Source organism: Streptomyces sp. GS7 (genome assembly GCF_009834125.1).
Lineage (GTDB): Bacteria > Actinomycetota > Actinomycetes > Streptomycetales > Streptomycetaceae > Streptomyces.
On sequence record NZ_CP047146.1, the window covers coordinates 8,514,049 to 8,538,132 of the forward strand.

Sequence of the window (24,084 nt, forward strand, 5' to 3'; positions counted from 1 at the left end):
GTCAGGCGCCGAAGGCCTTGGGCTTCTGCCCGGCGGCCTCGGCACGGGCGAACGCCTCGTCGACCGCCGCGTCTTCCTTGGACTTGTTCTGGCCGCCCTGGCTCTTGATCATCGTCACGATCAGGCAGGTGAAGGCCACGGCCATCACGACGGGCGGCAGCAGCGCTGAGACGTAATCCATGGCATGGGCCTCCTTGTGGGCATGAGCCCGCGAAAGTACTCAGCCAGAGTACGCAGCGCTCATGCGGTGCGGGCCTCGGGGGGTGGGGCAGGCTTCCGCCGCGGCGGGAACACCTCGCCCGGGGTCGGGATGGGACGGTCCGGGCGCGGCGCCTTGGGGGCGGGTGCGGGGCGGGGCCGCTCCCGCTGCGGTTCGGGCCGCGGCTCCTTCTGGGGGTCCCGTTCGGGGCCGGGGCCGGAGTCCGGGCCCGGACGCGGCCGGGCGCCGGGGCGTCCGCCCGGGAGGCCGTCCGGGGAGCCGCCCGAGCGCCCGCCCGGCAGTGCGCGCAGCCGCGCCCGCACGGAGTGCTCGGCCAGCCGCTCGCAGTGCCCCAGCAGGGCGCGGCGGCGCTTGCGCTCGGCGGCGCCGGTGGGCCGCGCCAGCAGGGAGCGCAGCGCCGCGAGGTCGTCGGGACCGGGGATGTGGCCGGCCGCCAGCGCCTCCTGGAGCCGCGTGAGGTAGCCGGTGGCCGCGCCGGGCAGGGCGGCGCGATAGCGGGCGAGGTCGGCGAGCAGGAAGGCGCGCAGGCGGGCCCCTTCGCGGACCGCCTCGTCCACCGCCTCGGCCAGCCGCAGGTATTCCTGGACGTCCTGCGACCGGTCCGGGCCGAGGGCGTCCAGTGGGACGGCGTGGGACGTCGACTGGAGGGCATGGGCGAGGGCGCGACGCAGCACACGCAGCTCATCGGCGCCGAAGGCCATGCCGCCGCGGGATCCGTATGGCATTGGCATGCCGTGACTTTACGACCGATTCGGACAAAAGCCACTTAATTCGCATGCGGTGGCGCGGCAGCGGGCCGCGCCGTCACACGCGCGCACCGGCCGGACCCGCCGCCGGGGCCCGCTACGCGCGGCTGATGTTCCGCTCGTACACCAGCCGCAGGCCGATCAGGGTCAGCCACGGCTCGTGTTCGTCGATCACCGAGGACTCGCCGAGCACCATCGGCGCCAGCCCGCCGGTGGCGATCACCGTCACGTCCTCCGGGTCGTCCGCCAGCTCCCGGGCCATCCGGTGCACCACACCGTCCACCTGGCCGGCGAAGCCGTAGAGGATGCCGGACTGCATCGCCTCGACGGTGTTCTTGCCGATGACGCTGCGCGGCCGGGCCAGCTCGATCTTGCGGAGCTGGGCGCCCCTGACGCCCAGCGCGTCCACCGAGATCTCGATACCCGGCGCGATCACCCCGCCCACGTACTCGCCGCGCGCGCTGACCGCGTCGAAGGTGGTGGCCGTACCGAAGTCGACGACCACCGCGGGGCCGCCGTACAGCTCGACGGCCGCCAGCGCGTTGATGATCCGGTCGGCGCCGACCTCCTTGGGGTTGTCCATGAGGATCGGCACGCCGGTCTTGACGCCCGGCTCCACGAGGACGGCCGGGACGTCGCCGTAGTAGCGCCGGGTCACCTCGCGCAGCTCGTGCAGCACGGACGGCACGGTCGAGCAGATGGAGATGCCCTCGATGCCGTCGCCCAGGTCGTCGCCGAGCAGCGGGTGCATGCCCATGAGGCCCTGGAGGAGCACGGCCAGTTCGTCGGCGGTGCGGCGGGCGTCGGTGGAGATCCGCCAGTGCTCGACGATCTCCTCGCCGTCGAAGAGCCCCAGGACGGTGTGCGTGTTGCCTACGTCGATGGTCAGCAGCATGGTGGTCAGCGGTCCTCGTGATCGCGTGCGTCGGCGCCCTCGCCGGCGTCGCCCTCGCGCAGGTCCAGGCCGATGTCGAGGACCGGTGCGGAGTGGGTGAGCGCGCCCACCGCCAGGAAGTCGATTCCGGTCTCCGCGTACGCGCGGGCGTTGGCGAGGGTGAGCCGGCCGGAGGACTCCAGGATCGCGCGGCCGGCGACCAGGTCGACGGCCTCCTTGGTCTGCTCCGGCGTGAAGTTGTCCAGCAGGATCAGGTCGGCGCCCTCGGCGAGGATCGGCGGGATCTGGTCGAGCCGGTCCACCTCCACCTCGATCGGCACACCGGGGAACTCGGTCCGTACGGCGGAGAACGCGGCGGCGACACCGCCCGCCGCGACGACGTGGTTGTCCTTGATCAGCGCCGCGTCCGACAGCGACATGCGGTGGTTGACGCCGCCGCCGCAGCGCACCGCGAACTTCTCCAGGGCGCGCAGGCCCGGCGTCGTCTTCCGGGTGTCGCGGACCTTCGCCTTGGTGCCTTCGAGGACGTCCGCCCACGCCCGGGTCACGGTCGCGATACCGGACAGCCGGCCCAGCAGGTTCAGTGCGCTGCGCTCGGCGGTGAGCAGGTCGCGGGTGCGGGTGGTGACCGACAGCAGCTTCTGCCCGGGGGTGACCCGGTCGCCGTCCGCCACGTGCCGCTCGACCTCGAACTCGTCGGTGCACACGATGGACAGCACCGCCTCGGCGACCCGCAGCCCGGCGACCGTACCGGCCTGCCGGGCCGTGAAGTCCCCGGTGGCGACGGCGTCTTCGGGGACCGTCGCCACGGTGGTGACGTCCACTCCCTGATCGAGGTCCTCCTCGATGGCCATGTGCGCGATGTCCTCGACCTGTACGGGGTCGAGCCCGGCGGCCACCAGGAGCGCGGCCAGGTCGGGGTCGAGCCCGCAGGTCAGCGGGTCCAGCTCGTACGAGTCGTCGTCGCCGGCGCACCCGCAGGCGTCGCCGCAGCCGCCTCCGGCGGGGACGGCTCCGGGCCGGCCGATCTGGAGGAGGGGAAGGCCATCGGGGGTACCGGGGGTGCTGCTCACGGGGCGGGCTCCGTATCGGGGGTGGGGACGGGCTGAGAGGTGCTGCCGGTGGTCGGCGGGAAGTCGGCGGTCGCCGTCGTGCGGATGTCCAGGGCGCGGTCCGCGCCGAGGGTGATGCGGAAGTGCCGGCGCCAGGAGGCATCGTCGCGCTCCGGGTGGTCCTCGCGCCAATGGCAGCCGCGGGTCTCCTCGCGGCGCTGCGCGGCGGCGACCAGGACCCGCGCGACACACAGCAGGTTGGTGGCCTCCCACGCCTCCACGCCGGGCTCGGGGGCCTTGGTCTGGGCCGGCGGGGCGTCCGCTCCCCCGGCGGCACCGGGCGCCTGCGCCGCCAGGGCCGCCTCGGTCGCCGCGCGGTGCAGGCCGTCGAGGTCCGCGGCGGCCCGGGCCAGGCCCCCGGCGCTGCGCAGGACGCCGGCGCCGGCGGTCATGACGCGCTGGACCGCGGCGCGGGTCTCGGGCGCGAGGAGGGGCAGCGCGCGCGGCGCCCCGCGCCCCTCGACGGCGGACGGGACCGGCTCCGGGACGCGGCCCGCCGCCCCGTCGGAGGCGATGTCCGCGGCGATCCGCTCCGCGAACACCAGGCCCTCCAGAAGGGAGTTGGAGGCCAGGCGGTTGGCGCCGTGGACTCCGGTGCAGGCGACCTCGCCGCACGCGTACAGGCCCGGGACGGTCGTTCGGCCGTGCAGATCGGTGCGGACGCCGCCGGAGGCGTGGTGCGCGGCCGGGGCGACCGGTATCGGCTCGGTGACCGGGTCGATGCCGTGGGAGCGGCAGGCGGCCAGGATCGTCGGGAAGCGGTTCCGCCACATCTCGGCGCCGAAGTGGCGGGCGTCCAAGTACATGTGCTCGACGCCCTGTTCCTGCGCCCGCCGCATGATCGCCTTGGCCACGATGTCGCGCGGCGCCAGCTCGGCCAGCTCGTGCTGCCCGACCATGAACCGCGTGCCGGCCGCGTCGACCAGATGCGCGCCCTCACCCCGTACGGCCTCCGAGATCAGCGGCTGCTGACCCTCCGCCTCCGGCCCCAAATACAGGACGGTGGGGTGGAATTGGACGAATTCGAGGTCCGAGACCTCGGCGCCGGCGCGCAGCGCCAGCGCCACCCCGTCGCCCGTGGACACGGCCGGGTTGGTGGTCGCGGAGAAGACCTGCCCCATGCCCCCGGTGGCGAGCACCACCGCCGGGGCGTGCACCGCCCCGACACCGTCGTGCTGGCCCTCCCCCATGACATGCAGGGTGACGCCGGCGGTGCGGCCGTGGGCGTCGGTCAGGAGGTCGAGGACCAGCGCGTTCTCGATGGTGCGCAGGCCCGCGGTCCGCACCGCGGCGACCAGCGCGCGGGAGATCTCCGCGCCGGTGGCGTCACCGCCGGCGTGCGCGATCCGGCGGCGGTGGTGGCCGCCCTCCCTGGCGAGCGCGATCTCGTCGCTGCCGGGCGCGGTGTCGAAGCGGGCGCCCGCCCCGATCAGCCGGTGGACGGCGTCCGGGCCCTCGGTCACCAGCGCCCGCACCGCCGCCTCGTCGCACAGACCGGCGCCCGCGACGAGGGTGTCCGCCAGGTGCTGCTCGGGCGTGTCGCCGTCTCCGAGGGCCGCGGCGATACCGCCCTGCGCCCAACGGGTGGAGCCGTCGTCGAGCCGGGCCTTGGTGACGACGACGGTCCGGCGGCCGGCGGCGGCGCAGCGCAGCGCCGCGGTCAGTCCGGCCACCCCGGAGCCCACCACGACGACGTCCGCCGTGATGGACCACCCGGGGGCGGGGGCGGTGAGGCGTATGCCGGTGGGGCCGTTGCCGGTTCCGCTAGCGGTCATCGGGTCGCTCCGAGGGGGCCTTGGGGTGGGGTGGGTTTCGGGGACGATACGGGGGATGCCGGGGATGCCGGGGCCGTCTGCGGGCCGGCCCCCGGACGGTCCGGGTGCTGCGCGGCCTCGGGGGCGTCGGCCGGCGCCGCGCCCCCGGCGAACACCAGCCGGACGTTGTCGATCAGCCGCGTGGTGCCCACCTTGGCGGCGACCGCCAGGATCGCCTCGCCCTCGTAGCCGTCCGCGACCTCGGTGAAGTCCCCCGGGTCGACCAGGGCCACGTAATCGAGGCGCAGCGGCGGTTCGAGGTGGGCGGCGTCCGTCAGCACCGCGCGGGCCGCGGCGCGGGCCACGGACGGGCCGTGCGGCGGCCCGGACGCGGCGTAGGCGACGGCGTGCGCGTCGGCGGCGGCCCGGTCCTCGCCCAGGGCGGCCAGCGCCGCGGAACGGTCCTGCGTCGGGTGCCCGCTGGACGCCGCGCGGGCCCGCAGCGCCTCCTCGGCGGTGAGCCGGTCGCGGGCCGCGAAGAGCGCCGCGGAGAGCGCGAGCGCGGTGCGCCGCTCCGGGCCGGAGAGGTAGCGGTTGCGGCTGGAGCGGGCCAGCCCGTCGCTCTCCCGGACCGTGGGGACACCGACGATCTCGACGGGGAAATTGAGGTCGGCGGCCATCCGCCGGATGACCGCGAGCTGCTGGGCGTCCTTCTCCCCGAAGAACGCGACGTCCGGCGCGGTCAGATGGAGGAGCTTGGCGACGACGGTGAGGACGCCGTCGAAGTGCCCGGGGCGGCTGGCCCCTTCGAGGACGGTCCCCATGGGGCCCGCGCTGATCCGGACCTGCGGTTCGCCGCCCGGGTAGACCTCGTCGACGGACGGTGCGAACACGGCGTCGGCACCCGCCTCGCCGGCCAGGACGACATCCGCGTCCAGGGTGCGCGGGTAGCGGTCGAGGTCCTCGCCCGCACCGAACTGCAGCGGATTGACGAACACCGTGACCACGACCTGGCCCTTCGGCCCGACGTGGTCACGGGCCGCCCGGACCAGGGCCGCGTGCCCGTCGTGCAGTGCGCCCATGGTCATGACAACGGCCCTCGCGCCACTACCGCGGGACAGCTCCCGCAGCGCCGCGGCGGTGTGCACGAGCCGGGGCCGCGGCGCCGGCTGCCGACCGGCATCCAGGGACGGGCTGACGGGCGAGGAGGTCATGCGTCGCCTCCGGAGGGGCCGGGGTCGGGGGATTCTGGGGACTCGGGGGTGTCTGGGGTCTCTGGGGTTTCCGGGGACTCGGCGCCGGGGGGCCCGGAGGCTCCGGAGCGCGCGCCGCCCTCCGGGAGCGCACCGCCCGCCGGCGCCACGGCCCCCTCGGATGCCGGACCCGCGAGCACGTCCAGCAGCTCCTCGGCCAGTTCCGGCTTGAGCAGACCGCGGGCCAGCGCCCGGTCCGCGGTCGTACGGGCCATCGCCAGATACCCGGCGACGGCCTGCGGCGCATGGCGGCGCAACTCCGCCACATGGGCCGCGACGGTGCCCGCGTCGCCCCGTGCGACCGGCCCCGTCAGGGCCGCGTCACCGGACCGCAGCGCATTGTCCAGGGCCGCTCCGAGCAGCGGGCCGAGCATCCGGTCCGGGGCCTGGACACCTGCCTTCCGCAGCAGCTCCATCGACTGCGCGACCAGCGTGACCAGGTAGTTCGCACCGATGGCCAGCGCCGCGTGATACAGCGGACGGGCGGACTCCGCGATCCACTCCGGCTCCCCGCCCATCTCGATGACCAGCGCCTCGGCCGCCATCCGCAGCTCCTCCGGCGCGGTCACCCCGAACGAGCAGCCGGCGAGCCGCTGGACGTCCACCGACGTGCCCGTGAACGTCATCGCCGGATGCAGCGCCAGCGGCAGCGCACCGGCCCGCGTGGCCGGATCCAGCACCGCCGTTCCGTAGCGCCCGGACGTGTGCACCAGCAGCTGGCCCGGCCGCACGGCGCCGGTCTCGGCGAGCCCGCTCACCAGGCCGGCCAGCGCGTCGTCGGGGACGGTCAGCAGCACGAGATCGGCACGGGCCAGCACCTCGGCCGGGGTGACCAGCGGAACGTCGGGCAGCAGCTCGGCGGCCCGCCGCACCGAGGCGTCGGAGACCCCCGAAACGGCGACCGGACGATGCCCGGCAAGCTGCAGGGACGCGGCGAGCGCGGGCCCGACACGGCCTGCGCCGACGACTCCGACGGTGAGCCGGGCGGGCCGGTCCTGGGCCTCGATGGGTGGGTGAGCATTCACGCGGCGACGGCCTTCCGTTCCAGTCCGCGGGGGGTACCGGACGATTCGTCGCCATGCTACGCGAGTGCCTCCGACGGCCCGGAGAGCTGTACGGCGGGTGAGACGGAGGTCTCCGAGGAGAACCGCCCCACCACGCGGCGAAGCCGATCGACTTCCCGGGCGGGGCGCCGCGGGGCGGCCGGTGGCGGGGCCGGCGCTGTCGCCGGTCCGACCGGCGAACGGGCGGGCAGGGGGCGGCGAGCGGGCGGGCAGGTCGCGCGGACTTCGGACGTCGGCGACCGCGCCCTCTCCCCCGCCCCCCTCTCCCTCGCGCCCTCCCCCCTGGCCTCCCCATGGCCGCCCACCAGCCGTTTTCCGCCGCGCCAGAGGGCTGCCCGGCACACGCCTCAGCCTCCCTCCGAAAGTTATCCACAGGGCTCGCCGCCTCCCGCCCGCCTACGCCATGATCGACGCATCGCCGCGCACACAGCGCGAAACGCAGGGGAGGCGGGGGACATGACACAGAACGGAACAGATCACAACGAAACAGATCACCATGGGACAGACCAGAACGGAGCGGCGGACTGGAACGTGGCAGACCAGCATGGGGCACCCCGGCACGAGACGCCCCGGCACGGGAAAGCGCAGAACGAGACACCCGGGGACGGGGCGCCGACCACCATGGAGGGCGACGCCGCACTCGCGCGGAAACGACGGATCACCGCACACCGCGGCTCCGCACGCCAGCTGAGCGGCCCGGCCGTCGAGACGATCCGGGAGCGGCTGGCGCGCCTGGCGGCCGACGCTCCCGATGTGTACAACCTCGATGACTGGACGGATATCTACGGCATCGACGACAGCATCGTCGGCGAGCTGGAGCGCCGCACGGCCGAGGCGCTGGGCACCGAGGCCGCCGCGTTCTTCCCCACCGGCACGATGGCGCAGCAGGTGGCCCTGCGCTGCTGGGCGGGGCGGACGGGCGGCTCGACGGTCGCCGGCCATCCCCTGTCCCATATGGAGGTGCATGAGCGCGACGCCTATGCCGTGGTCAGCGGGCTGCGCATGGTGCATCCGACGAACGCCCCGCGGCTGCCGACCGCCGCCGAGATCTACGACATCCAGGAGCCGTTCGGGACCCTGGCCCTCGAACTCCCGCTGCGGGACGCCGGATTCCTCCTCCCGACGTGGGAGGAACTGACGGCGACGGTGGCGGCGGCCCGCGACCGGGACGCGGTGGTGCACTTCGACGGCGCCCGGTTGTGGGAGTGCGCCCCGCACTTCGGGCGCACTCTCCCGGAGATCGCCGCCCTCGCGGACAGCGTCTATGTCTCCTACTACAAGTCCCTGGGCGGCATATCAGGCGCTGCTCTCGCCGGCACCGAGGACTTCGTGGAGGAAGCGCGGGCCTGGCGGCACCGGTACGGCGGGCAGCTGTTCCAGCAGTGGCCGACGGCGCTGACCGCCCTGGCCGGACTGGACCGCGAGCTACCCCGGCTTCCGGACTACGTGGCACACGCGAAGGTCGTCGCGCAGGCGCTGCGGGAGGGTATGGCGGAGTCGGGCGTGCCGTGGTTCAGGGTGCACCCGGAGATACCGCACACCCATCAGTTCCAGGTATGGCTCCCGCACCCGCCGGATGTACTGAACGAGGCGGGCATCCGGCTCGCGGAGGAGACCCGGACGACGCTGTTCCGCACCTGGTTCGAGCCCGGCCCGGCAGGACCGCCGGGAATAGCGCAGACGGAGGTGACGGTGACGTCGTCCGCGATGGACTGGACTCCGGAGGAGATACGCACGGCCGTGGCCGACTTCGTGTCACGCATCGACGGCTGAGGCCGGGGGAAGGGGGTTGGGCTAACTTGGGCCGAGTTGGGCCGAGTTGGACGCGGGCGGGGCTGGGCCCTGCCGAGGTGGAGCCAGGGCCGCTGGTGTCGGGGCCGGCTCGACGCGGATGGGGGTGGGCTCAACGGCGGCACGGATAGCCCGGCCCCGCCCCGGACCCGGCCCCCTACCCCCAGGGCAGTGGCGGCGCCCGCTGCGGGCGGGTTCAACGAGGTCGCAGCCGAGCCCACACGGGTGCGGATAGCCACGCGGTGGGCACCACTGAGCCCGTCGTGACCGCCGACGCCTTGCCTTGTGCGCGAGCCGAGGCCGCAGCGGGCACGGATGCCCCGAGGTGGCCGCGCTAGTTCGCCGTCCGCGCGGACCGGCCCGGGGCGGGCGGGGCGGTCGGCGCTGCGCCGGAGTCTTTCGCGAGAGGGGCGGGGGTGGGGTGGGGCGGGGGGAGGGGCCCCCGGGGAAGGGAGCGGGACACCGACCCCGCCACCCCCCATTCACCCCGTACCCCCCGCCCGACCCACCCCACCCACCCGCCGCAACCACCCCACCCACCTCGACCGCCCCGCCCGTGCCCGCCACCGGTCCGCCGGATCCGTGACGATGGCCTGAAAACGGCGCCACTGCTGGATCTCACGGACGACGCGGACGGTGGCCGCGCCGGGTGCGGGCGGGGCGGCCTGGCCCTGCTGAGCTGCGCGGTAGGTGTCGAGGAGGTGCTGCTGTGTGGCGTTCATGTTTCTCACTGTGGGGCGGGCCGACGGCCGCCGCGCGTCGATTGACGGGAGCCGTCAATCGACGACGTCGCAGGTCGCGGCCTCGCGCATGATGGGTACATGGCCAACGTCATCGACATCACCGGGCTGCCGCCGGAGCGCGTCGTCTTCGCGCCCTCCCCGTTGGCGGAACTGGGCGCGGCGCTGCACGCACTGTCCGAGCCGGCGCACCACCCCGGGCTGCACGGCTGGGTCACCGCGACCAACGCGGGGCTGAAGACCGACCTCGCCGACCGGTTGTGCGAGGCGGACTTCCTGTGGCGGTCCGCCCGTTCGGACATCCTGCTGCCCTCCCACCCGGGGGCCACGCTGGCCGAGGATCTCGACGAACTCGACAAGATCGACGACGAGCGGTTCGTAGCCGCTGTCTTCGAGATCACGTGTTCGCCGGCATACACCCGCCTCACGCCGTCGCCCCTGGTCGACGAGGGTGAGCGGGCCCGCGTACGGGAGATGGCGGCGGCGCGCGGCCCGCGGCAGGCGGGGTTCACGGATCGGATGCTGACCGACCCGGACCGGCTGCGGGCGTGGTTGCGGCGCCTGTTCGAGGACTGCGAGGACGCGTTCTTCGGGGACATCTGGCGGCGGGTGGGCATCCAGCTGGCTGCGGACGCCCGGCACAAGACCGAGTTGCTGCGGCACAAGGGGCTGGCCGAGACGCTCCGGGCGACCTCGCGAGCGCTTTCGCTGGACGAGGCGCAGGACGGCAGCGGCGGCGCCCGGATCCTGGTCGACAAGCTCGCCGTCGGGCGGACGACGGCGTTCGCCAGCCCCGGGGATCCCGGGATCACCTTCCTGCCGACGTCGTTCGGCTGGCCGCATCTGCTGTTCAGCCACGCCCCAGGCTGGCGTCCGGTGCTCCAATACCCGGTCGCCGGCCAGGAGTTGCCCGCCACCGCCACACTGGAACTCGTTCAGCAGCGGCTGGAGGCGCTCAGCCACCCGATGCGGATGCGGCTGTGCCGGTCGCTGTCGCGGGGGCCGCATACGACGGGGGAGCTGGCGACCGCGTTCGGTATCACGGCGCCCGAGGTGTCGCGGCATGTCGCGGTGCTGAAGAAGGCCGGGCTGCTCCAGACGCGGCGGCGCGGGCGTTATGTGCTGCACCAGCTGGACCTCCAGGTGGTGGCCCGACTGGGCAGCGATTTCCTTGAGGGTGTGCTGCGCTGAAGCCATGGCTCATTGACGCGCAGCGCACCAAGACACGTAGTCCATCGAGGCACGTACTGCGTCAACGGCGTGCCGGGGATGGCAGTTGACGGCAGCTGGCGGCAGTTGTGGGCAGCTGCCGCCCCCCTCAGCTCTCCCCGGTCATGCCTACCCCGTCATACCTCCCCACCCCGCCGCACGCCCTGCTACGCCCTACGCTCCCGCGCCCCCGGCCCGCACCAGCCCCGTCTCGTAGGCCAGCACCACGGCCTGGACCCGGTCCCGCAGGCTCAACTTCGTGAGGATCCGGCCCACATGGGTCTTGACCGTCGCCTCGGACAGCACCAGCCGCGCCGCGATCTCACCGTTCGACAGCCCCTGCGCGACCAGCAGCAGCACCTCGCGCTCACGGTCCGTCAGCCGCTCCAGTTCGGGGCGCACCGGCTCGGCGGCGGTGGCGGGCAGCATCGGTGTGAAGCGGTCGAGGAGGCGGCGGGTGGTGGACGGCGCGACGACGGCGTCGCCGCTGTGCACCGCGCGGATCGCGGCGAGCAGCTCGCTGGGCGGCACGTCCTTGAGCATGAAGCCGCTGGCCCCGGCCTTCAGCGCGGAGAAGGCGTACTCGTCCAGGTCGAAGGTGGTCAGGATGAGCACCTTCGGGGCGCCTTCCTGCTGCCCGCCCGCGCAGATCCGGCGGGTGGCCTCCACCCCGTCGAGCTGCGGCATCCGGACGTCCATGAGGATCACGTCGACCTCGGTTCCACGCAGCACCTCCAGCGCCTGCGCCCCGTTCCCCGCCTCGGCGACGACCTCCATGTCGGGCTGCGCGGCCAGCACCATCCGGAAGCCGGTGCGCAGCAGCACCTGGTCGTCGACGAGCATCACGCGGATGGTCATGGCAGGGAGATCCCTTCACGGGTCGGTCGGCTGAGGCGTAGAGAGGGTGTAGGGGATGGCGGGGGGGGCGGAGAGCGATGTGGGGCGGTGCGTGGGGGTGTGTGGGTTGGCGGGAACTGTGGCGGGGGACTGTGGCGTGGGGGAGCTGCGGTGGGCGGAGGTGGAGGCGATCACCGCCCCGCTTTGAGGGGCAGTAGGGCGCTGACCCGGAAGCCGCCGCCCGGTCGCGGGCCCGCGTCGAGGATGCCGCCGACCATACCGACCCGCTCGCGCATGCCGATGAGCCCGTGCCCGAGGCCGTCCGCGCCGCCGTCCTCGTAGAGCTCGTGCTGCGCGCCCCGGCCGTCGTCCTCGACGAGCACATCCACGTCGCCGTCCTGGTAGGCGAGGCGGACGGTGGCGCTGACGCCGGGGCCGCCGTGCTTGCGCGCGTTGGTGAGCGCTTCCTGGACGATGCGGTAGGCGGTCAGCTCGACGCTGCTGGGCAGCGAGCGCGGTTCGCCGACCACGCGGAAGTCGACGGGCAGTCCCGCGCCCCGGACCTGGTCGATGAGGTCGGCGAGCTGCTCCACTCCGGGCTGGGGTACGTACTCGCCGCCCTCGGCCTGCTCGCCGGTGCGGAGCACGCCCAGCAGCCGGCGCATCTCGGCCAGCGCCTGGCGCCCGGTGCCGGAGATCGTCTCCAGTGCCTGCCGGGCCTGGTCGGGCGCGGCGTCGAGGACGTAGGCGGCGCCGTCGGCCTGGACGACCATCACCGAGACGTTGTGCGCGACGACGTCGTGCAGCTCGCGGGCGATCCGGGCGCGCTCGGCGGCGACCGCGATCCGGGACTGGGCCTCGCGTTCCTTTTCCAATCGGGTGGCCTTCTCTTCCAGTTGTGCCCAGTAGGCGCGGCGGGTGCGTACGGAGTCGCCGAGCACCCACGCCAGGACGAAGGGCACGGTGAGCAGCACCATGAGGAACAGCGTCGCCCACAGCGGCAGCGGGCCGGGGCTGTCCCGGAAGCGCAGCTGGGAGAGGACGGGGCCGATGAAGGCGCCGGCGAGTGCGAGGCGGGAGGCCCAGCGGCGGGCCGACGTCTCGGAGGCGACGGTGTAGATGATCACGAGCATCGCGAAGTCGCCCGGGTTGGGCGTGACGTGCAGGATGAGCTGGCCGACGCCTATGGCGGTCGTCAGCAGCAGCATCTTGACCGGGTACTTGCGGCGCAGCGCGATGACCAGGGAGAGGCCGATGGTGAAGGCCGCGGCGGGGATCTGCTCCCGGGGGCCGCGCTGACTTACGACCCACATGCTGGTGAACCCGAAGAGGAGGACGGACCAGAAGGTGTCCACTCCCGTCGGGTGCCTGCGGAAGAAGTCATAGAAGCGCTGCACGTAACCCAGCGTAGGGAGCGCTGACAGGTACAGGAGTCAACCGGAGGGGCGATCCTGTTGCGTGGGCCCTACTCCCCAAGGTGGAGGCGGTATGCGCCATTGTGTCGGCCCGGGGGTCGGTGTGTGGGGGCACCGTGGAGCCGGACGCCGCTCAGGGCCTTCCGGCAAGCCCGTGACCGGGCATTTCCGTACCCGCTCCGCGTCGGCCGGGTGGGGACTCCCCATACCGTGGGTTGACAGCCCGTACCGTTGTGCAGTCGGCGCACGCGGAGCGTGCGGAACGAGGAACGTGGGGACGTGGCGAAAGTGGAACGGCGCGGCCGGCCGGGCGGGGCGATCGGCGACGACGGCCCCGGTGCCCGGCCGGAGTCCGGTGGCTGGCGCGGCTGGCGGGAGGCGACCGAGCAGGCGCTCTACGGCCCCGGCGGCTTCTACACCCGGCCCGGTGGCCCCGGTCCGGCCGGCCATTTCCGTACCTCGGTCCATGCCTCCCCGCTGTACGCCGGCGCCGTCGCCTCGCTCCTCGGCCGCGTCGACGCCGCGCTCGGGCGGCCGGAAGAGCTGGCGCTGATCGATATGGGTGCGGGCCGCGGCGAGTTGCTGAGCGGGGTGCTGGGCGCGCTGCCCGAGGAGGTGGGCGCGCGGCTGCGCCCGTACGCCGTCGAGCGCGCCGCCCGCCCCGAGGGCCTGGATGCGCGGATCGAGTGGTGTGCCGAGCTGCCGGCGCCGGGCTCGCTCACGGGTCTGCTGTTCGCCAACGAATGGCTCGACAACGTGCCGGTGGACGTCGTCGAGACCGATGCGGACGGCGTCCCGCGCCGGGTCCTCGTACGGGCGGACGGTTCGGAGCGGCTGGGCGGACCGGTCGCCGGCCCGGACGCGGAATGGCTTGCCCGCTGGTGGCCGGAAGCGGCGCCGGAAGCCGCCGTGACCGGTCCCTCCCCCGGCCTGCGCGCCGAGATCGGCCGGCCCCGGGACGCCGCGTGGGCGCGCGCCGTCCGTACGCTCCGGGCCGGGCTCGCGGTCGCCGTGGACTATGCGCACCGGCGAGCCGACCGGCCGCTCTTCGGCACCCTCGCCGGCTTCCGCGCGGGCCGCGAGGTGCGTCCCGTCCCGGACGGCAGCTGCGACATCACCGCGCATGTCGCCCTGGACGCCTGCGCCGGACCGGGGGCCGAGCAGCTGACCCAGCGGGCCGCGCTGCACGCCCTGGGTGTGTCCGGCCGGCGTCCGCCGCTGTCCCTGGCCACCACCGATCCCGCGGGGTACGTGCGGGCCCTCGGCTCGGCGGGCGCGGCCGCGGAGCTGACCGATCCGGCGGGGCTGGGCGGCTTCGGCTGGCTGCTGGAGCCGGTCGGCTCGTCCTGTGCGGGGCTGCTCACCAGGGGCGTTGCCTGAGGTTGCGCGCCTTCGTGGGCGGCCGGTCCCGGCCCCCCTCAGCCGCCGCACCGCGCCCGCGCCCTGCGACACTGTCCCCATGACGGAGACGACGGTCGGCATCGGCGGCGCGGCGGAGAGCACCGACATGGTGCTGAACATCGGCCCGCAGCACCCCTCCACGCACGGTGTGCTGCGGCTGCGCCTCGTCCTGGACGGCGAGCGCATCCAGCATGCCGAGCCGGTGATCGGCTATATGCACCGCGGCGCCGAGAAGCTCTTCGAGGCGCGCGACTACCGCCAGATCATCATGCTCGCCAACCGCCACGACTGGCTGTCGGCGTTCTCCAACGAGCTGGGCGTGGTCCTCGGGGTCGAGCGGATGCTCGGCATGGAGGTGCCCGAGCGCGCCGTCTGGACGCGTACGCTGCTCGCCGAGCTGAACCGCGTCCTGAACCACCTGATGTTCCTCGGCTCGTATCCCCTGGAGCTGGGCGGCATCACGCCCGTGTTCTACGCCTTCCGGGAGCGCGAGGAGCTGCAGACCGTCATGGAGGAGATCTCCGGCGGCCGGATGCACTACATGTTCAACCGCGTCGGCGGCCTCAAGGAGGACCTGCCGGCCGGCTGGCTCGGCCGCGCCCGGCAGGCCGTCGCCGACGTCCGCTCCCGTATGGGCGTCTTCGACGACCTGGTTCTGGGCAACGAGATCTTCCGCGGCCGTACCCGCGGCATCGGCGTGCTCGCCCGCGAGACGGTGCACGCTTACGGCGTCTCCGGGCCGATCGCCCGCGCGTCCGGCGTCGACTTCGACCTGCGGCGCGACGAGCCGTATCTCGCCTACGGCGATCTCCGGTCCACGCTCAAGGTGGTCACCAGGGAGGAGGGCGACTGCCTGGCCCGCTTCGAGTGCCTGCTGGAGCAGACCCACAACTCCCTCGCCCTCGCCGACGCCTGCCTGGACCGCATCGCGGAGCTGCCGCCCGGCCCGATCAACCAGCGGCTCCCCAAGGTCCTCAAGGCCCCGGAGGGCACGACCTACGCCTGGACCGAGAACCCGCTCGGCATCAACGGCTACTACCTGGTCTCCAAGGGCGAGAAGACCCCGTACCGCCTCAAGCTCCGCTCCGCGTCGTACAACAACATCCAGGCGCTGACGGAGCTGCTGCCGGGCACCCTGGTCGCCGACATGGTCGCCATCCTGGGGTCGCTGTTCTTCGTGGTCGGGGACATCGACAAGTAGGCGGCGGGCCGGCGCGGTTGGCGCCGTCGGCCCGTGCGGCGGGTCGTCGACGGCTCGCGGGCGGCTTCGGGGAACGCGTCAGGCGCGGCGAGACACGGCAGGCGCGAGCAGACGAACGCTTCGGGGCCGTCCACAGCCTGTGGACGGCCCCGAAGCGTGTGACGGTGTGCTCGTGCCCGCCGTCAGGAGATCGCGCTGCGCAGTTCGGCGAGATCGAGCTGCTCGGTCTCGTCGTGTGCGGTCAGGTCGATGACCTCGCCGGCGCCGTGAGTCGTCGCACCGTCGGCAGACGGGGCGACAGTTGCTGCACCGTCGGCAGACGGGGCGACAGTTGCTGCACCGTCGGCAGACGGGGCGTCCGCCGCTGCGCTGTCCGCCGCGGCCCCGGCGGCCTCGTCGGCGCCGTCCTCCGGACGAACCGCGTCGGCCGCGTCGGCCTCATCGGCCGCCTCGGTGGTACGCGCCCCCTCGACGGCCTCCGTACGGGCCGTACGGGCCTCGGCCCGCGCCGACTGCTCCGCGACCGCCTCGTCGCCGACGACGTCCGCCAGATCGTCCTCCAGCGGCGCGGTCAGCTGCCGGGGCGAGACGCTCGCGTTCCCGAAGAAGTCGAAGCCGCCCAGCGTGCGGGTCACGGTCGGGCGGGTCGGGGCGATGGCAGCGGCGGCGGCCGGTACCGGGCGGAGCGCCAGTCCGCCGGGAGTGCCCGTACGGGTGGCCTGCGCGTCACCGCCCGTACGCTGCGCGACCGCCGCCCCGGGCTTCCCCTGGCCGGCGGCCTCGGGCTTCCCCTGGCCGTTCCCGCCGTCCTGGCGCTCCTTGGCGTGACGGCCGCCCGCCGCCTTGGCCTGCGCCGGAACCGGGGCCTCGGCCCGGCCCTTCGGCCGGGACTGCGACCGCCGGTTCCCGGCTGCCTCGCGCTGCCGGGCGGCGTTGGTGGCCAGCCGGCACAGTGCGCGGTCCGCCTCCGCGAACGTGGCGGTCCTCCGGGCCGGAGCCCGGTCCGCACCGTTCACGGACGCGCGCCGGGCCAGGACCAGACCGCCGCCGGACGCCGCCGCCTCGGCCGCGTCCGCGGTCTCGGCCCGGTCCGCGCCCTTGGCGGTGTCCGCGGCGTTCGCGGCGTTCACGGTCTTCGCGGTGTCCGGAGCATCCGGGGCGTCCGGGGTGCCGGCCTCGATGGCGAGCAGCCGGCGGCCCTCCAGGGCGCTGGCGCGCTCGGTCTCGGCGGTGGCGTAACGGCGCAGCAGCTCGGCGTGTTCGCTGCGCAGCCGGGCCAACTCGGCGCGCTTGGCGCGGAGTTTGGTGTCCAGGGCGGCGCGGATCTCACGCGATTCCTCGACGTCCGTTTCGAGCTCGGCTATCCGCTCCTCGGTGCGCCACTCGTCGCGCGCCCGGGCACGCGTGAGATCGGCGACCCGCTTGCCGGCCTTGCGGTCCCAGGTCCGCAGGAGTACGGCCCCGGTGACCGCGGCAGCCGCGGCGCCGGCGGCGAGCGCCCGTTGCACGAGGTCGTCGCCGACGAACCACGCGCCCGCGGCGCAGGCAATGGACGCACCGGCGACCGTCGATGGAGGAAGCAGCCGGTGGAGGGGTGGTGAATGGCGGTGGCGTCCTCGTGACATGGCCAGAAACTTACCGTGCGTGCGGGACCTATGGGGCCCCGCATGCCAATCCGTTTCCCGCTGGTTACTTCTTGACCAGCCCCTTGGACTCCAAATATGCCTGCGCTACATCCGCGGGCTTGAGACGCTCGGCATCGACCTTGCGGTTCAAGTTGATCAAGTCCTCGGTCGTCAGCACACTCGTGAGCTTGCCGAGAGCGGACTCGATCTCCTTGTCACCGGCTCTCTTGGCATTCACCACCGGCAACACATTGTCGGCGTTCTGGAGCTTCTTGTCGTCCTCCAGAAGCACCAGCCCGAAGTTGTCGAGAGTGGCGTCCGTGGTCGTGGTGAGCACCAGCTGGTCGGTACCGTCCTTGACCGCCTGCTTGGCCTGCGTGGTCCCCACGCCCTTGGGATCGAGGGCCGCGATGTCGATGCCGTAGGTCTTCTCCAGGCCCGGCTTGCAGAACACCCGCGTCTCGCACTCCTCACCCGACGCGAGCTTGACCTTCTGCTGGGATCCGCCCAGGTCGGAGAGGGTCTTCAGGTGGTACTTGGCGGCGAATTCCCTGGTGACCGCGAACGCGTTCTGATCCGTGGCCTTGCCCACCGGCAGCACCTTCAGACCGCGCGGCCCGGCGAGTGCCGTGAGCGCCGCCACCGTCTTGCCGATGTCGCTGGAGGCGACGGGCTTCGCCTTGGGGCCGTTCTTCTTGGCGTTGAGGAATTCCGCGAGGGTGGAGGCATATTCCGGAACGACATCGATCTGGCCCTTCTCCAGGGCCGGCTCATACAGCTCGCGATTGGTCAGCGTCTGCACGCGTGCGTGGTAACCGGCATCGTCGAGGAGTCTGGAATAGATCTCGGCGAGCACCTTTGACTCGGTGAAACCGGCCGAGCCGACGACGATCTCCCCCTTCCCGCCGCCCTTGCCCGTGCCGCCGCCCTGCTCCTCCAGGCTCTTGCCGCATGCGGCCAGGCCGGCGGCCAGCGCCATCACCGTTCCCGCGACAACCGCGGTACGCGCCGTGCGCGATGTGCTGCTCATGGAATTCACCATTCCGTTTGTTTGCATCCAGTCGGTCGATACATGTCGGGTCGGTGCCGGGCCGGCTGCCGGGTCCTGCCGGTTCGCCGCGCCGGGCGGGCACGGGGCCTACGGTGGCCGCCGTACGGGGCGCCATGGGTGCGGTACGGGTGCCGCGCGGGCCGCGACCGCGCACGGCAGGCCCGCCGCTCCCCGTCAGGCGGGTTTCCGCATCGCGGCCACCTCGCCGTCGTCGGCCTGCCGCTCCACGCTTACGCCGGCACCGGCACCGGCAATACGCCCCGCATCGCGGCCCGTTGGGCCCTCCTCCCCGGCGCGCGGGCCCTTCGCCCGGCGCCGCCGTCCCCGCATCGGATCGCAGCCCCGGTCCACCAGCACCAGCGTCCCCTCCACCACCAGCGCGAGCACCGCCACCAGCACCGCGCCGGCGACCACCTGCGCGGTGTCGTAGTTGCCGAATCCCGCGGTGATGATGCGGCCCAGCCCGCCGCCGCCGGCCAGGGCGGCCAGGGTCGCCGTGGCGACCACCTGGACCGCGGCCGAGCGCAGCCCCGTCATGATCAGCGGGTAGGCGAGCGGTATCTCGACCCGCAGCAGGAGCTGCGGGCCCGACATACCCATCCCGCGCGCCGCCTCGACCACATCGCGGTCCGCCTCCCGCATGCCCAGATAGGCGTTGGTCAGCAGCGGCGGCACCGCGAACAGCACCAGCGCGATGATCGTCGGCCAGTCTCCGTGGGTCCCCAGCGGACTCAGCGTCAGCAGCACCAGGACCGCGAACGTCGGCACCGCGCGCCCCACGTTGGAGAGGTTGACCGCCAGCGCGCCGCCCTTGCCGAGGTGCCCCAGCCAGAGCGCCACCGGCAGGGCTATCAGACAGGAGATCAGCAGGCACAGCCCGCTGAGGTAGAGGTGCTCGCCGAGGCGGTGCCACACCCCTTTCCCCCCGGCCCAGTTGGCGGCCGTCGTCAGCCACTGCCAGGCGCCCGTGATCGCGTCCATCGCTCACCCCACCGCCTTCGCCGCAGCCGCCGTGCGCCGGAACCGGCCCCCGGCCCGCGCCCGCGCCCGCCCCCGCGTCCACGGCGTCAGCAGCCGCTGAAGGCCCATCAGCAGCAGATCGGCCACGAGCGCGAGCAGCACGCACAGCACCGACGCCGTCAGCACCTCGGCCTTGAAGAAGCCCTCCATGCCGCTGGCTATGAGATTGCCCAGCCCGCCGTACCCGACGACCGAGCCGATGGTCGTCATCGCCACCGTCGAGACCGTGGCGATCCGCAGTCCGGCCACCAATGCGGGCAGCGCGAGCGGGAGTTCCACCTCGAACAGCAGCCGCGCGGAGCCGTAGCCCATCCCGCGCGCCGCCTCCCGCACCTCGGCGGGGACCGCCTCCAGGCCGGCGAGGATGTTGCGCACCAGGATCGTCAGCGAATACATCACCAGACCCGTGACGACCACCGCGGGCGAGACGCCGAACACCGGCGTCAGCAGCGCGAACATCGCCAGCGACGGGACCGTGTACAGCACCGTCGTCAGGCCCAGCACCGGGGCCGCGGCGCCCCGCCGGCGCCGGGCCAGCAGCGCCAGCGGAAAGGCGACCAGCAGCCCGATGAGCACGGACACGACCGTGATGCCGACATGCTGGACCGTGGCGTCCACCAACTCCTGGCTCCGGGTGCGCAGATACTCACCGCAGATCCAGTCGTTCGCCTCCAGGCAGCTCGGCCCGCCGCCCGACGCCAGGCTCCGAGCACCCGTCAGTGCGCCCGCCGCGGCCGCCGCACTCGCCGCTACGTCCACCCGTCGTCACCTCCCCCGCCCCGCTCGCTCACATTTCCGGTGACTGTCTGCGACCCTAACCCCCGGCACTGACAATCGGCCCGGCCCGGTATCCACTCGCAACACCCCGTTCACGACCGGCCCCGCGCGATCTGTACACAATGGGCCGTCGACACAGGGGGGAACCTTGATCCGCTTCGAGCACGTCACCAAGCGCTACGCCGACGGCACCACGGCCGTCGACGACCTCTCCTTCGAGGTCGCCGAGGGCGAACTCATCACCCTCGTAGGCCCGTCGGGCTGCGGCAAGACCACGACCATGAAGATGGTGAACCGGCTCATCGAGCCCACCGGCGGACGCATCCTCCTCGACGGCGAGGACATCGCCGCCGCCGACCCCGTCGAACTGCGCCGCCGCATCGGCTATGTCATCCAGCAGGTCGGCCTCTTCCCCCACAAGACCGTCCTCGACAACACCGCCACCGTCCCGCACCTCCTCGGCCGGCCCCGCAAGCAGGCCCGCGCCCGCGCCGCCGAACTCCTCGACCTGGTCGGCCTGGACCCGTCGGTGTACGGCGACCGCTACCCCGACCAGCTCTCCGGCGGCCAGCGCCAGCGCGTCGGCGTTGCCCGCGCGCTCGCCGCCGACCCGCCCGTCCTGCTGATGGACGAGCCGTTCGGCGCGGTCGACCCGGTCGTCCGCGAGCACCTCCAGAACGAGTTCCTGCGGCTCCAGTCGACGCTCCGCAAGACGGTCCTGTTCGTCACCCACGACATCGAGGAGGCGGTCCGCCTCGGCGACCGCATCGCCGTCTACGGTGCCGGGCGCATCGAGCAGCTGGACACCCCCGCGACCGTCCTGGGCGCCCCGGCCACCCCGTACACCGCGGAGTTCGTCGGCGCCGACCGCGGTCTCAAGCGCCTCTCGGTCACCCCCGTCGAGGCCGCCGACCTCGAAGAGCCGCCGGTGGTCCGCGCGGACGACCCCGCCGAGCGGGCCGCCGAACGGCTCGCCGCCGCCGGCGCCCCCTGGGCGGTCGTCCTGGACGGCGACGGATCCCCGTACGGCTGGGTCCCGGCCACCGCCCTCACCGGCACCGCGGGCGAGCCCGCCCCGCAGGACGCCACCGTTCGCGCGCACGCCCGCCGGATGGACGCCTGGCTGCCGCTCGGAGCGCCGCTGCGGCAGGCGCTCAGCACGATGCTCCAGCACGACGCCGGGTGGATAGCGGTCCGCGACGGCGACCGTCACCTGGGCGTCCTCACCCCCGCCCGTCTGCACTCCGCACTGCGCCGCGCCACCACCGCGGACGCCGCCGGCACCCCGCGCGGCGAGGTCGCCCTCGACACGGTCCCGGAAGCCGACGCGTCCTTGGGAGCCTGATCCGGGGCTCCGGCGCGGCGCCGGGGCGATCCGCCCCGACGCGCCCGCGGCCGGGGACCGTCCGACGGGTCGGGGCCGGACCGGCGCTACGCCCGCGCCGCCCCCGGGCCGTCGTCGTCACCCTCGCCGCCCTCCGGCAGCTTGCAGACCCGCTCCAGGAACATCGCCGCGGCGATCACCGCGGCGCCGGCCAGCACCGACAGCCCGGCGTAGATCGCCTGGGTGCGGCGCGGACCGACGTCCAGCCCGGAGGTCAGCAGGAAGACCCCGACCCCGCCGTACAGCCCGGCGACCAGGGACGCCACCAGCGCGCTCGCCTGGCCGCAGATCACCGCGCGGGCGGCCATCAGCGGTTCGATGCCCTTCGCGTCCGGCCGCCGCTCCCGCTGGGCCCGCAGCCCCGAACGGATCGAGACCGCCATGGCGGCCAGCACCACGGCGATCAGCGCCAGCACGATCGGCGCCGCCACCGGCACACCGGGCAGCGTCCCGTAGGAGTCCCACAGCCGGGCGCCCGCCCAGGCCAGGACCCCGGCCACCACGAACAGCCCGACCAGCACCTTGATCCGTAGCTGCTTCACCGAGCGATCGCCCCTCGTACCGTTCCGGCCATGCCTGCCGCGATGGCCCCGTCTGCCGTCTTGGGCCACACCTGCCGGCATGGCCGCGAGTCCGTCCCGTACGCGCGTATCGGCACCGCGCCGGGCGCACGCCTCAGTAGATCAGCGCACCCCGGCATCCCGCCGCGTCGTCGCCGTACGCGACCGACCCGCAACCCTAACGACTACTCCGGCAGCCGCAGTTCCAGGTCCGGGCGACGGATCACGCCCGCGCTGCCGACGGCCGACAGCAGCGCGGCCACCGCACCGCGCCCGGGGACCTCCGCCGCCGGGTCGACGTCGTGCCACGGCACCAGGACGAACGCCCGCTCATGGGCCCGCGGATGCGGCAGCGTCAGCCGGGGGTCCTGGGAGACCACGTCCTGGTAGGCGAGGATGTCCACGTCGATCGTGCGCGGCCCCCAGCGCTCGTCCCGCACCCGCTCGAAGGCTTCCTCGATGGCGTGCCCGCGCTCCAGCAGGGACTCCGGCGGCAGCGTCGTCTTGATCAGCACCACGGCGTTGAAATACGACGGCTGCGAACCGGGGTCGACGCCCCACGGCTCGGTCTCGTACACCGGCGAGACGGCCTTGACCCGCAGTCCGGGGGTGTCCTCCAGCGCGTCCACGGCGCCCTGGAGGGTCTCCAGGCGGTTGCCGAGATTGCTGCCCAGCGAGATCACGGCGCGCTTGGGGTTGGAGAGCGTCACATCGGCGGCGTCCACCTGCTCCACCACGGAGGCGGGCACCGGCTGGACGGTCGGGTCACCGAAGTGGTCGGCGGGGGCGGGGCGGGACGCGCCGGCGCCGCCGGGCATGGGGGTGGGGTGGCGGGTGGGTTTCATGCTCGACTCCGAGTGATGGTGATGGTCACGTCATCGAAGGGGACGGTGATCGGTGCGTCCGGCTTGTGGACCACCACCTCCACCTCGTGCACCCCCTCGTGCTTCAGGCACTGGTCGGCGATGCGCTCCGCCAGGGTCTCGATGAGGTCGACGGGCTCGCCTTCGACGACGGCCACCACCTCCTCGGCGACGACGCCGTAGTGGACGGTCTTCCCGAGATCGTCGGAGGCCGCCGCCGGGCGGGTGTCCAGGCCGAGCACCAGGTCCACGATGAAGGTCTGGCCTTCCTCGCGCTCCCGGGGGAACACCCCGTGGTGCCCCCTGGCCTTCAGCCCACGCAGCGCGACACGATCCACGCGAATCACTCCCACTGGTCCGGCACCTCTGGCGCCACTGTTCGTCGGATTCCGGGCAGCCACCAGACGCGTCCGGCAGCGCTGCCCTGTTCGAATCTACCTGCGAGCACCGACATTGCTCGCCCATGGGGGCTATGGACAAGGCCCCGTTCTGCTGCTAAGCCGTGTCGCGCAGGCAGCCCGGCAGGGAGAGCGGGAGATCGTCCGCGCGCCTCTTACCCGCGATCTCCCGCCCCACCCCTACCCGTACGGCACTTGGCTCGAACGGGTGCGCCCAGACCGGCGCGCTGACACCGCGACGCCGGCGGCCGGCCGGGCCCGGAGGCTGCGCTTGTGCATCCGCTCACATGGCGCCCGCGGGGCCGTTCTCCTCGCTCTCGTCGTCGTCCTCGTCCTCGTCGTCCTCGCGGTCCGCCAGCACCGGCGACCCGTGGTGCGACCAGACCCGCCAGCCGTCCTCCGTGCGCTTGAAGACGTTGGTCGCCACGACCAGCTGGCCGATCAGCGGCCCCACCGAGCCGTCGTCCTCGGCCGGGCCGCCGCTGAGGATGTTCTCCGTGCACGTCACCAGGGCGGTGTCGCCGATGACGTCGATCTCCACATCCGTCAGGAAGAACTGGATGTACTCGGTGTTCGCCATGATCAGCGCGTACGAGCGGAGCACCTCCCCGCGCCCGCGCAGCACCGGCCACCCCGGGTGGACCACGCTCACCTGACCGTCCAGCCACAGCTCGGACAGCGCCTCGTGATCCCCGCGCTCGATGGTCTCGTACAGCGTGGTGTTCGCCTGCTCGACCAGCTCGATGTCCGTCCGTGGGCCCAACCCGC

General features: G+C 73.6%; 23 protein-coding genes. 5 read left to right on the plus strand and 18 right to left on the minus strand.

Features of this window, described 5'->3' with window-relative positions; translation table 11 throughout:
- Position 1: 1 nt before the first annotated feature.
- From GR130_RS37000 to GR130_RS37030, 7 genes are all read right to left on the minus strand, one after another.
- Positions 2 to 181 carry a hypothetical protein gene (locus tag GR130_RS37000; protein ID WP_159508747.1) on the minus strand — a complete coding sequence of 60 codons (180 nt, stop codon included), beginning with the start codon at positions 179 to 181 and terminating at the stop codon, positions 2 to 4.
- Positions 182 to 240: 59 nt separating this feature from the next.
- Positions 241 to 921 carry a hypothetical protein gene (locus tag GR130_RS37005; protein WP_159510469.1) on the minus strand — a complete coding sequence of 227 codons (681 nt, stop codon included), beginning with the start codon at positions 919 to 921 and terminating at the stop codon, positions 241 to 243.
- A gap of 142 nt (positions 922 to 1,063) precedes the next feature.
- A complete protein-coding gene (locus tag GR130_RS37010) occupies positions 1,064 to 1,861 on the minus strand; it encodes a type III pantothenate kinase (protein ID WP_159508749.1) in 798 nt (265 codons plus the stop codon).
- A 5-nt stretch (positions 1,862 to 1,866) separates the two neighbouring features.
- Positions 1,867 to 2,934, minus strand: a complete 1,068-nt coding sequence (gene nadC / locus GR130_RS37015; RefSeq protein WP_159508751.1) for a carboxylating nicotinate-nucleotide diphosphorylase — start codon at positions 2,932 to 2,934, stop codon at positions 1,867 to 1,869.
- Positions 2,931 to 4,748, minus strand: a complete 1,818-nt coding sequence (locus GR130_RS37020; protein ID WP_159508753.1) for an L-aspartate oxidase — start codon at positions 4,746 to 4,748, stop codon at positions 2,931 to 2,933. The genes nadC and GR130_RS37020 overlap by 4 nt, the downstream gene beginning before the upstream one ends.
- Positions 4,745 to 5,941 (minus strand): pantoate--beta-alanine ligase, encoded by a 1,197-nt coding sequence (gene panC / locus GR130_RS37025; RefSeq protein WP_159508754.1) that lies wholly within the window; start codon positions 5,939 to 5,941, stop codon positions 4,745 to 4,747. The genes GR130_RS37020 and panC overlap by 4 nt, the downstream gene beginning before the upstream one ends.
- A complete protein-coding gene (locus GR130_RS37030; RefSeq protein WP_159508755.1) occupies positions 5,938 to 7,005 on the minus strand; it encodes a Rossmann-like and DUF2520 domain-containing protein in 1,068 nt (355 codons plus the stop codon). The genes panC and GR130_RS37030 overlap by 4 nt, the downstream gene beginning before the upstream one ends.
- A 660-nt stretch (positions 7,006 to 7,665) precedes the next feature.
- On the opposite strand from GR130_RS37030, the gene GR130_RS37035 reads away from it, so the two are divergent.
- Positions 7,666 to 8,817, plus strand: a complete 1,152-nt coding sequence (locus GR130_RS37035) for a threonine aldolase family protein (RefSeq protein ID WP_159510470.1) — start codon at positions 7,666 to 7,668, stop codon at positions 8,815 to 8,817.
- Between the two features lie 500 nt (positions 8,818 to 9,317).
- Here the strand turns inward: GR130_RS37035 and GR130_RS37040 are convergent, their stop codons facing one another.
- Complete coding sequence (locus GR130_RS37040) at positions 9,318 to 9,557, minus strand: hypothetical protein (protein WP_159508757.1); 240 nt, start codon at positions 9,555 to 9,557, stop codon at positions 9,318 to 9,320.
- A 99-nt stretch (positions 9,558 to 9,656) separates the two neighbouring features.
- Here GR130_RS37040 and GR130_RS37045 point away from each other — a divergent pair, with 99 nt between their 5' ends.
- A complete protein-coding gene (locus tag GR130_RS37045; protein WP_159508759.1) occupies positions 9,657 to 10,766 on the plus strand; it encodes a DUF5937 family protein in 1,110 nt (369 codons plus the stop codon).
- 192 nt (positions 10,767 to 10,958) lie between these two features.
- Here GR130_RS37045 and GR130_RS37050 read toward each other — a convergent pair whose 3' ends face one another.
- Both GR130_RS37050 and GR130_RS37055 read right to left on the minus strand, forming a co-directional pair.
- Positions 10,959 to 11,642 carry a response regulator gene (locus GR130_RS37050; RefSeq protein WP_159508761.1) on the minus strand — a complete coding sequence of 228 codons (684 nt, stop codon included), beginning with the start codon at positions 11,640 to 11,642 and terminating at the stop codon, positions 10,959 to 10,961.
- Between the two features lie 170 nt (positions 11,643 to 11,812).
- Positions 11,813 to 13,018 carry a sensor histidine kinase gene (locus tag GR130_RS37055; RefSeq protein ID WP_159508762.1) on the minus strand — a complete coding sequence of 402 codons (1,206 nt, stop codon included), beginning with the start codon at positions 13,016 to 13,018 and terminating at the stop codon, positions 11,813 to 11,815.
- Between the two features lie 336 nt (positions 13,019 to 13,354).
- Between GR130_RS37055 and GR130_RS37060 the strand changes: the two genes are divergently transcribed.
- Both GR130_RS37060 and GR130_RS37065 read left to right on the plus strand, forming a co-directional pair.
- Positions 13,355 to 14,416: an SAM-dependent methyltransferase gene (locus GR130_RS37060; protein ID WP_201305256.1), complete on the plus strand. Its 1,062-nt coding sequence runs from the start codon at positions 13,355 to 13,357 to the stop codon at positions 14,414 to 14,416.
- 79 nt (positions 14,417 to 14,495) lie between these two features.
- The gene (locus GR130_RS37065; RefSeq protein WP_159508766.1) at positions 14,496 to 15,638 is read left to right on the plus strand and encodes an NADH-quinone oxidoreductase subunit D; all 1,143 of its coding nucleotides are present in this window, start codon (positions 14,496 to 14,498) and stop codon (positions 15,636 to 15,638) included.
- Positions 15,639 to 15,820: 182 nt separating this feature from the next.
- Here the strand turns inward: GR130_RS37065 and GR130_RS37070 are convergent, their stop codons facing one another.
- The 4 genes from GR130_RS37070 to GR130_RS37085 form a co-directional block, all read right to left on the minus strand.
- Entirely contained in the window at positions 15,821 to 17,263 is a 1,443-nt protein-coding gene (locus tag GR130_RS37070; protein WP_236573830.1) for a hypothetical protein, read from the minus strand.
- A 64-nt stretch (positions 17,264 to 17,327) separates the two neighbouring features.
- Complete coding sequence (locus tag GR130_RS37075) at positions 17,328 to 18,293, minus strand: ABC transporter substrate-binding protein (RefSeq protein WP_159508767.1); 966 nt, start codon at positions 18,291 to 18,293, stop codon at positions 17,328 to 17,330.
- A 195-nt stretch (positions 18,294 to 18,488) separates the two neighbouring features.
- On the minus strand, positions 18,489 to 19,295 hold the full coding sequence (locus GR130_RS37080; protein ID WP_236573831.1) for an ABC transporter permease: 807 nt from the start codon (positions 19,293 to 19,295) through the stop codon (positions 18,489 to 18,491).
- A 3-nt stretch (positions 19,296 to 19,298) separates the two neighbouring features.
- A complete protein-coding gene (locus GR130_RS37085) occupies positions 19,299 to 20,036 on the minus strand; it encodes an ABC transporter permease (protein WP_159510472.1) in 738 nt (245 codons plus the stop codon).
- Between the two features lie 223 nt (positions 20,037 to 20,259).
- Between GR130_RS37085 and GR130_RS37090 the strand changes: the two genes are divergently transcribed.
- Complete coding sequence (locus tag GR130_RS37090) at positions 20,260 to 21,456, plus strand: ABC transporter ATP-binding protein (RefSeq protein ID WP_159508769.1); 1,197 nt, start codon at positions 20,260 to 20,262, stop codon at positions 21,454 to 21,456.
- An 86-nt stretch (positions 21,457 to 21,542) separates the two neighbouring features.
- Here the strand turns inward: GR130_RS37090 and GR130_RS37095 are convergent, their stop codons facing one another.
- The 4 genes from GR130_RS37095 to GR130_RS37110 form a co-directional block, all read right to left on the minus strand.
- Positions 21,543 to 22,037, minus strand: coding sequence for a DUF3180 domain-containing protein (locus tag GR130_RS37095; protein ID WP_159508771.1), 495 nt, complete (start codon positions 22,035 to 22,037; stop codon positions 21,543 to 21,545).
- A 203-nt stretch (positions 22,038 to 22,240) separates the two neighbouring features.
- Positions 22,241 to 22,873 carry a 2-amino-4-hydroxy-6-hydroxymethyldihydropteridine diphosphokinase gene (gene folK, locus GR130_RS37100; protein WP_159510473.1) on the minus strand — a complete coding sequence of 211 codons (633 nt, stop codon included), beginning with the start codon at positions 22,871 to 22,873 and terminating at the stop codon, positions 22,241 to 22,243.
- Positions 22,874 to 22,896: 23 nt separating this feature from the next.
- A complete protein-coding gene (folB, locus tag GR130_RS37105) occupies positions 22,897 to 23,256 on the minus strand; it encodes a dihydroneopterin aldolase (protein WP_159508773.1) in 360 nt (119 codons plus the stop codon).
- Positions 23,257 to 23,599: 343 nt separating this feature from the next.
- Positions 23,600 to 24,079 (minus strand): nuclear transport factor 2 family protein, encoded by a 480-nt coding sequence (locus tag GR130_RS37110; protein WP_043265491.1) that lies wholly within the window; start codon positions 24,077 to 24,079, stop codon positions 23,600 to 23,602.
- Between the last annotated feature and the right edge of the window lie 5 nt (positions 24,080 to 24,084).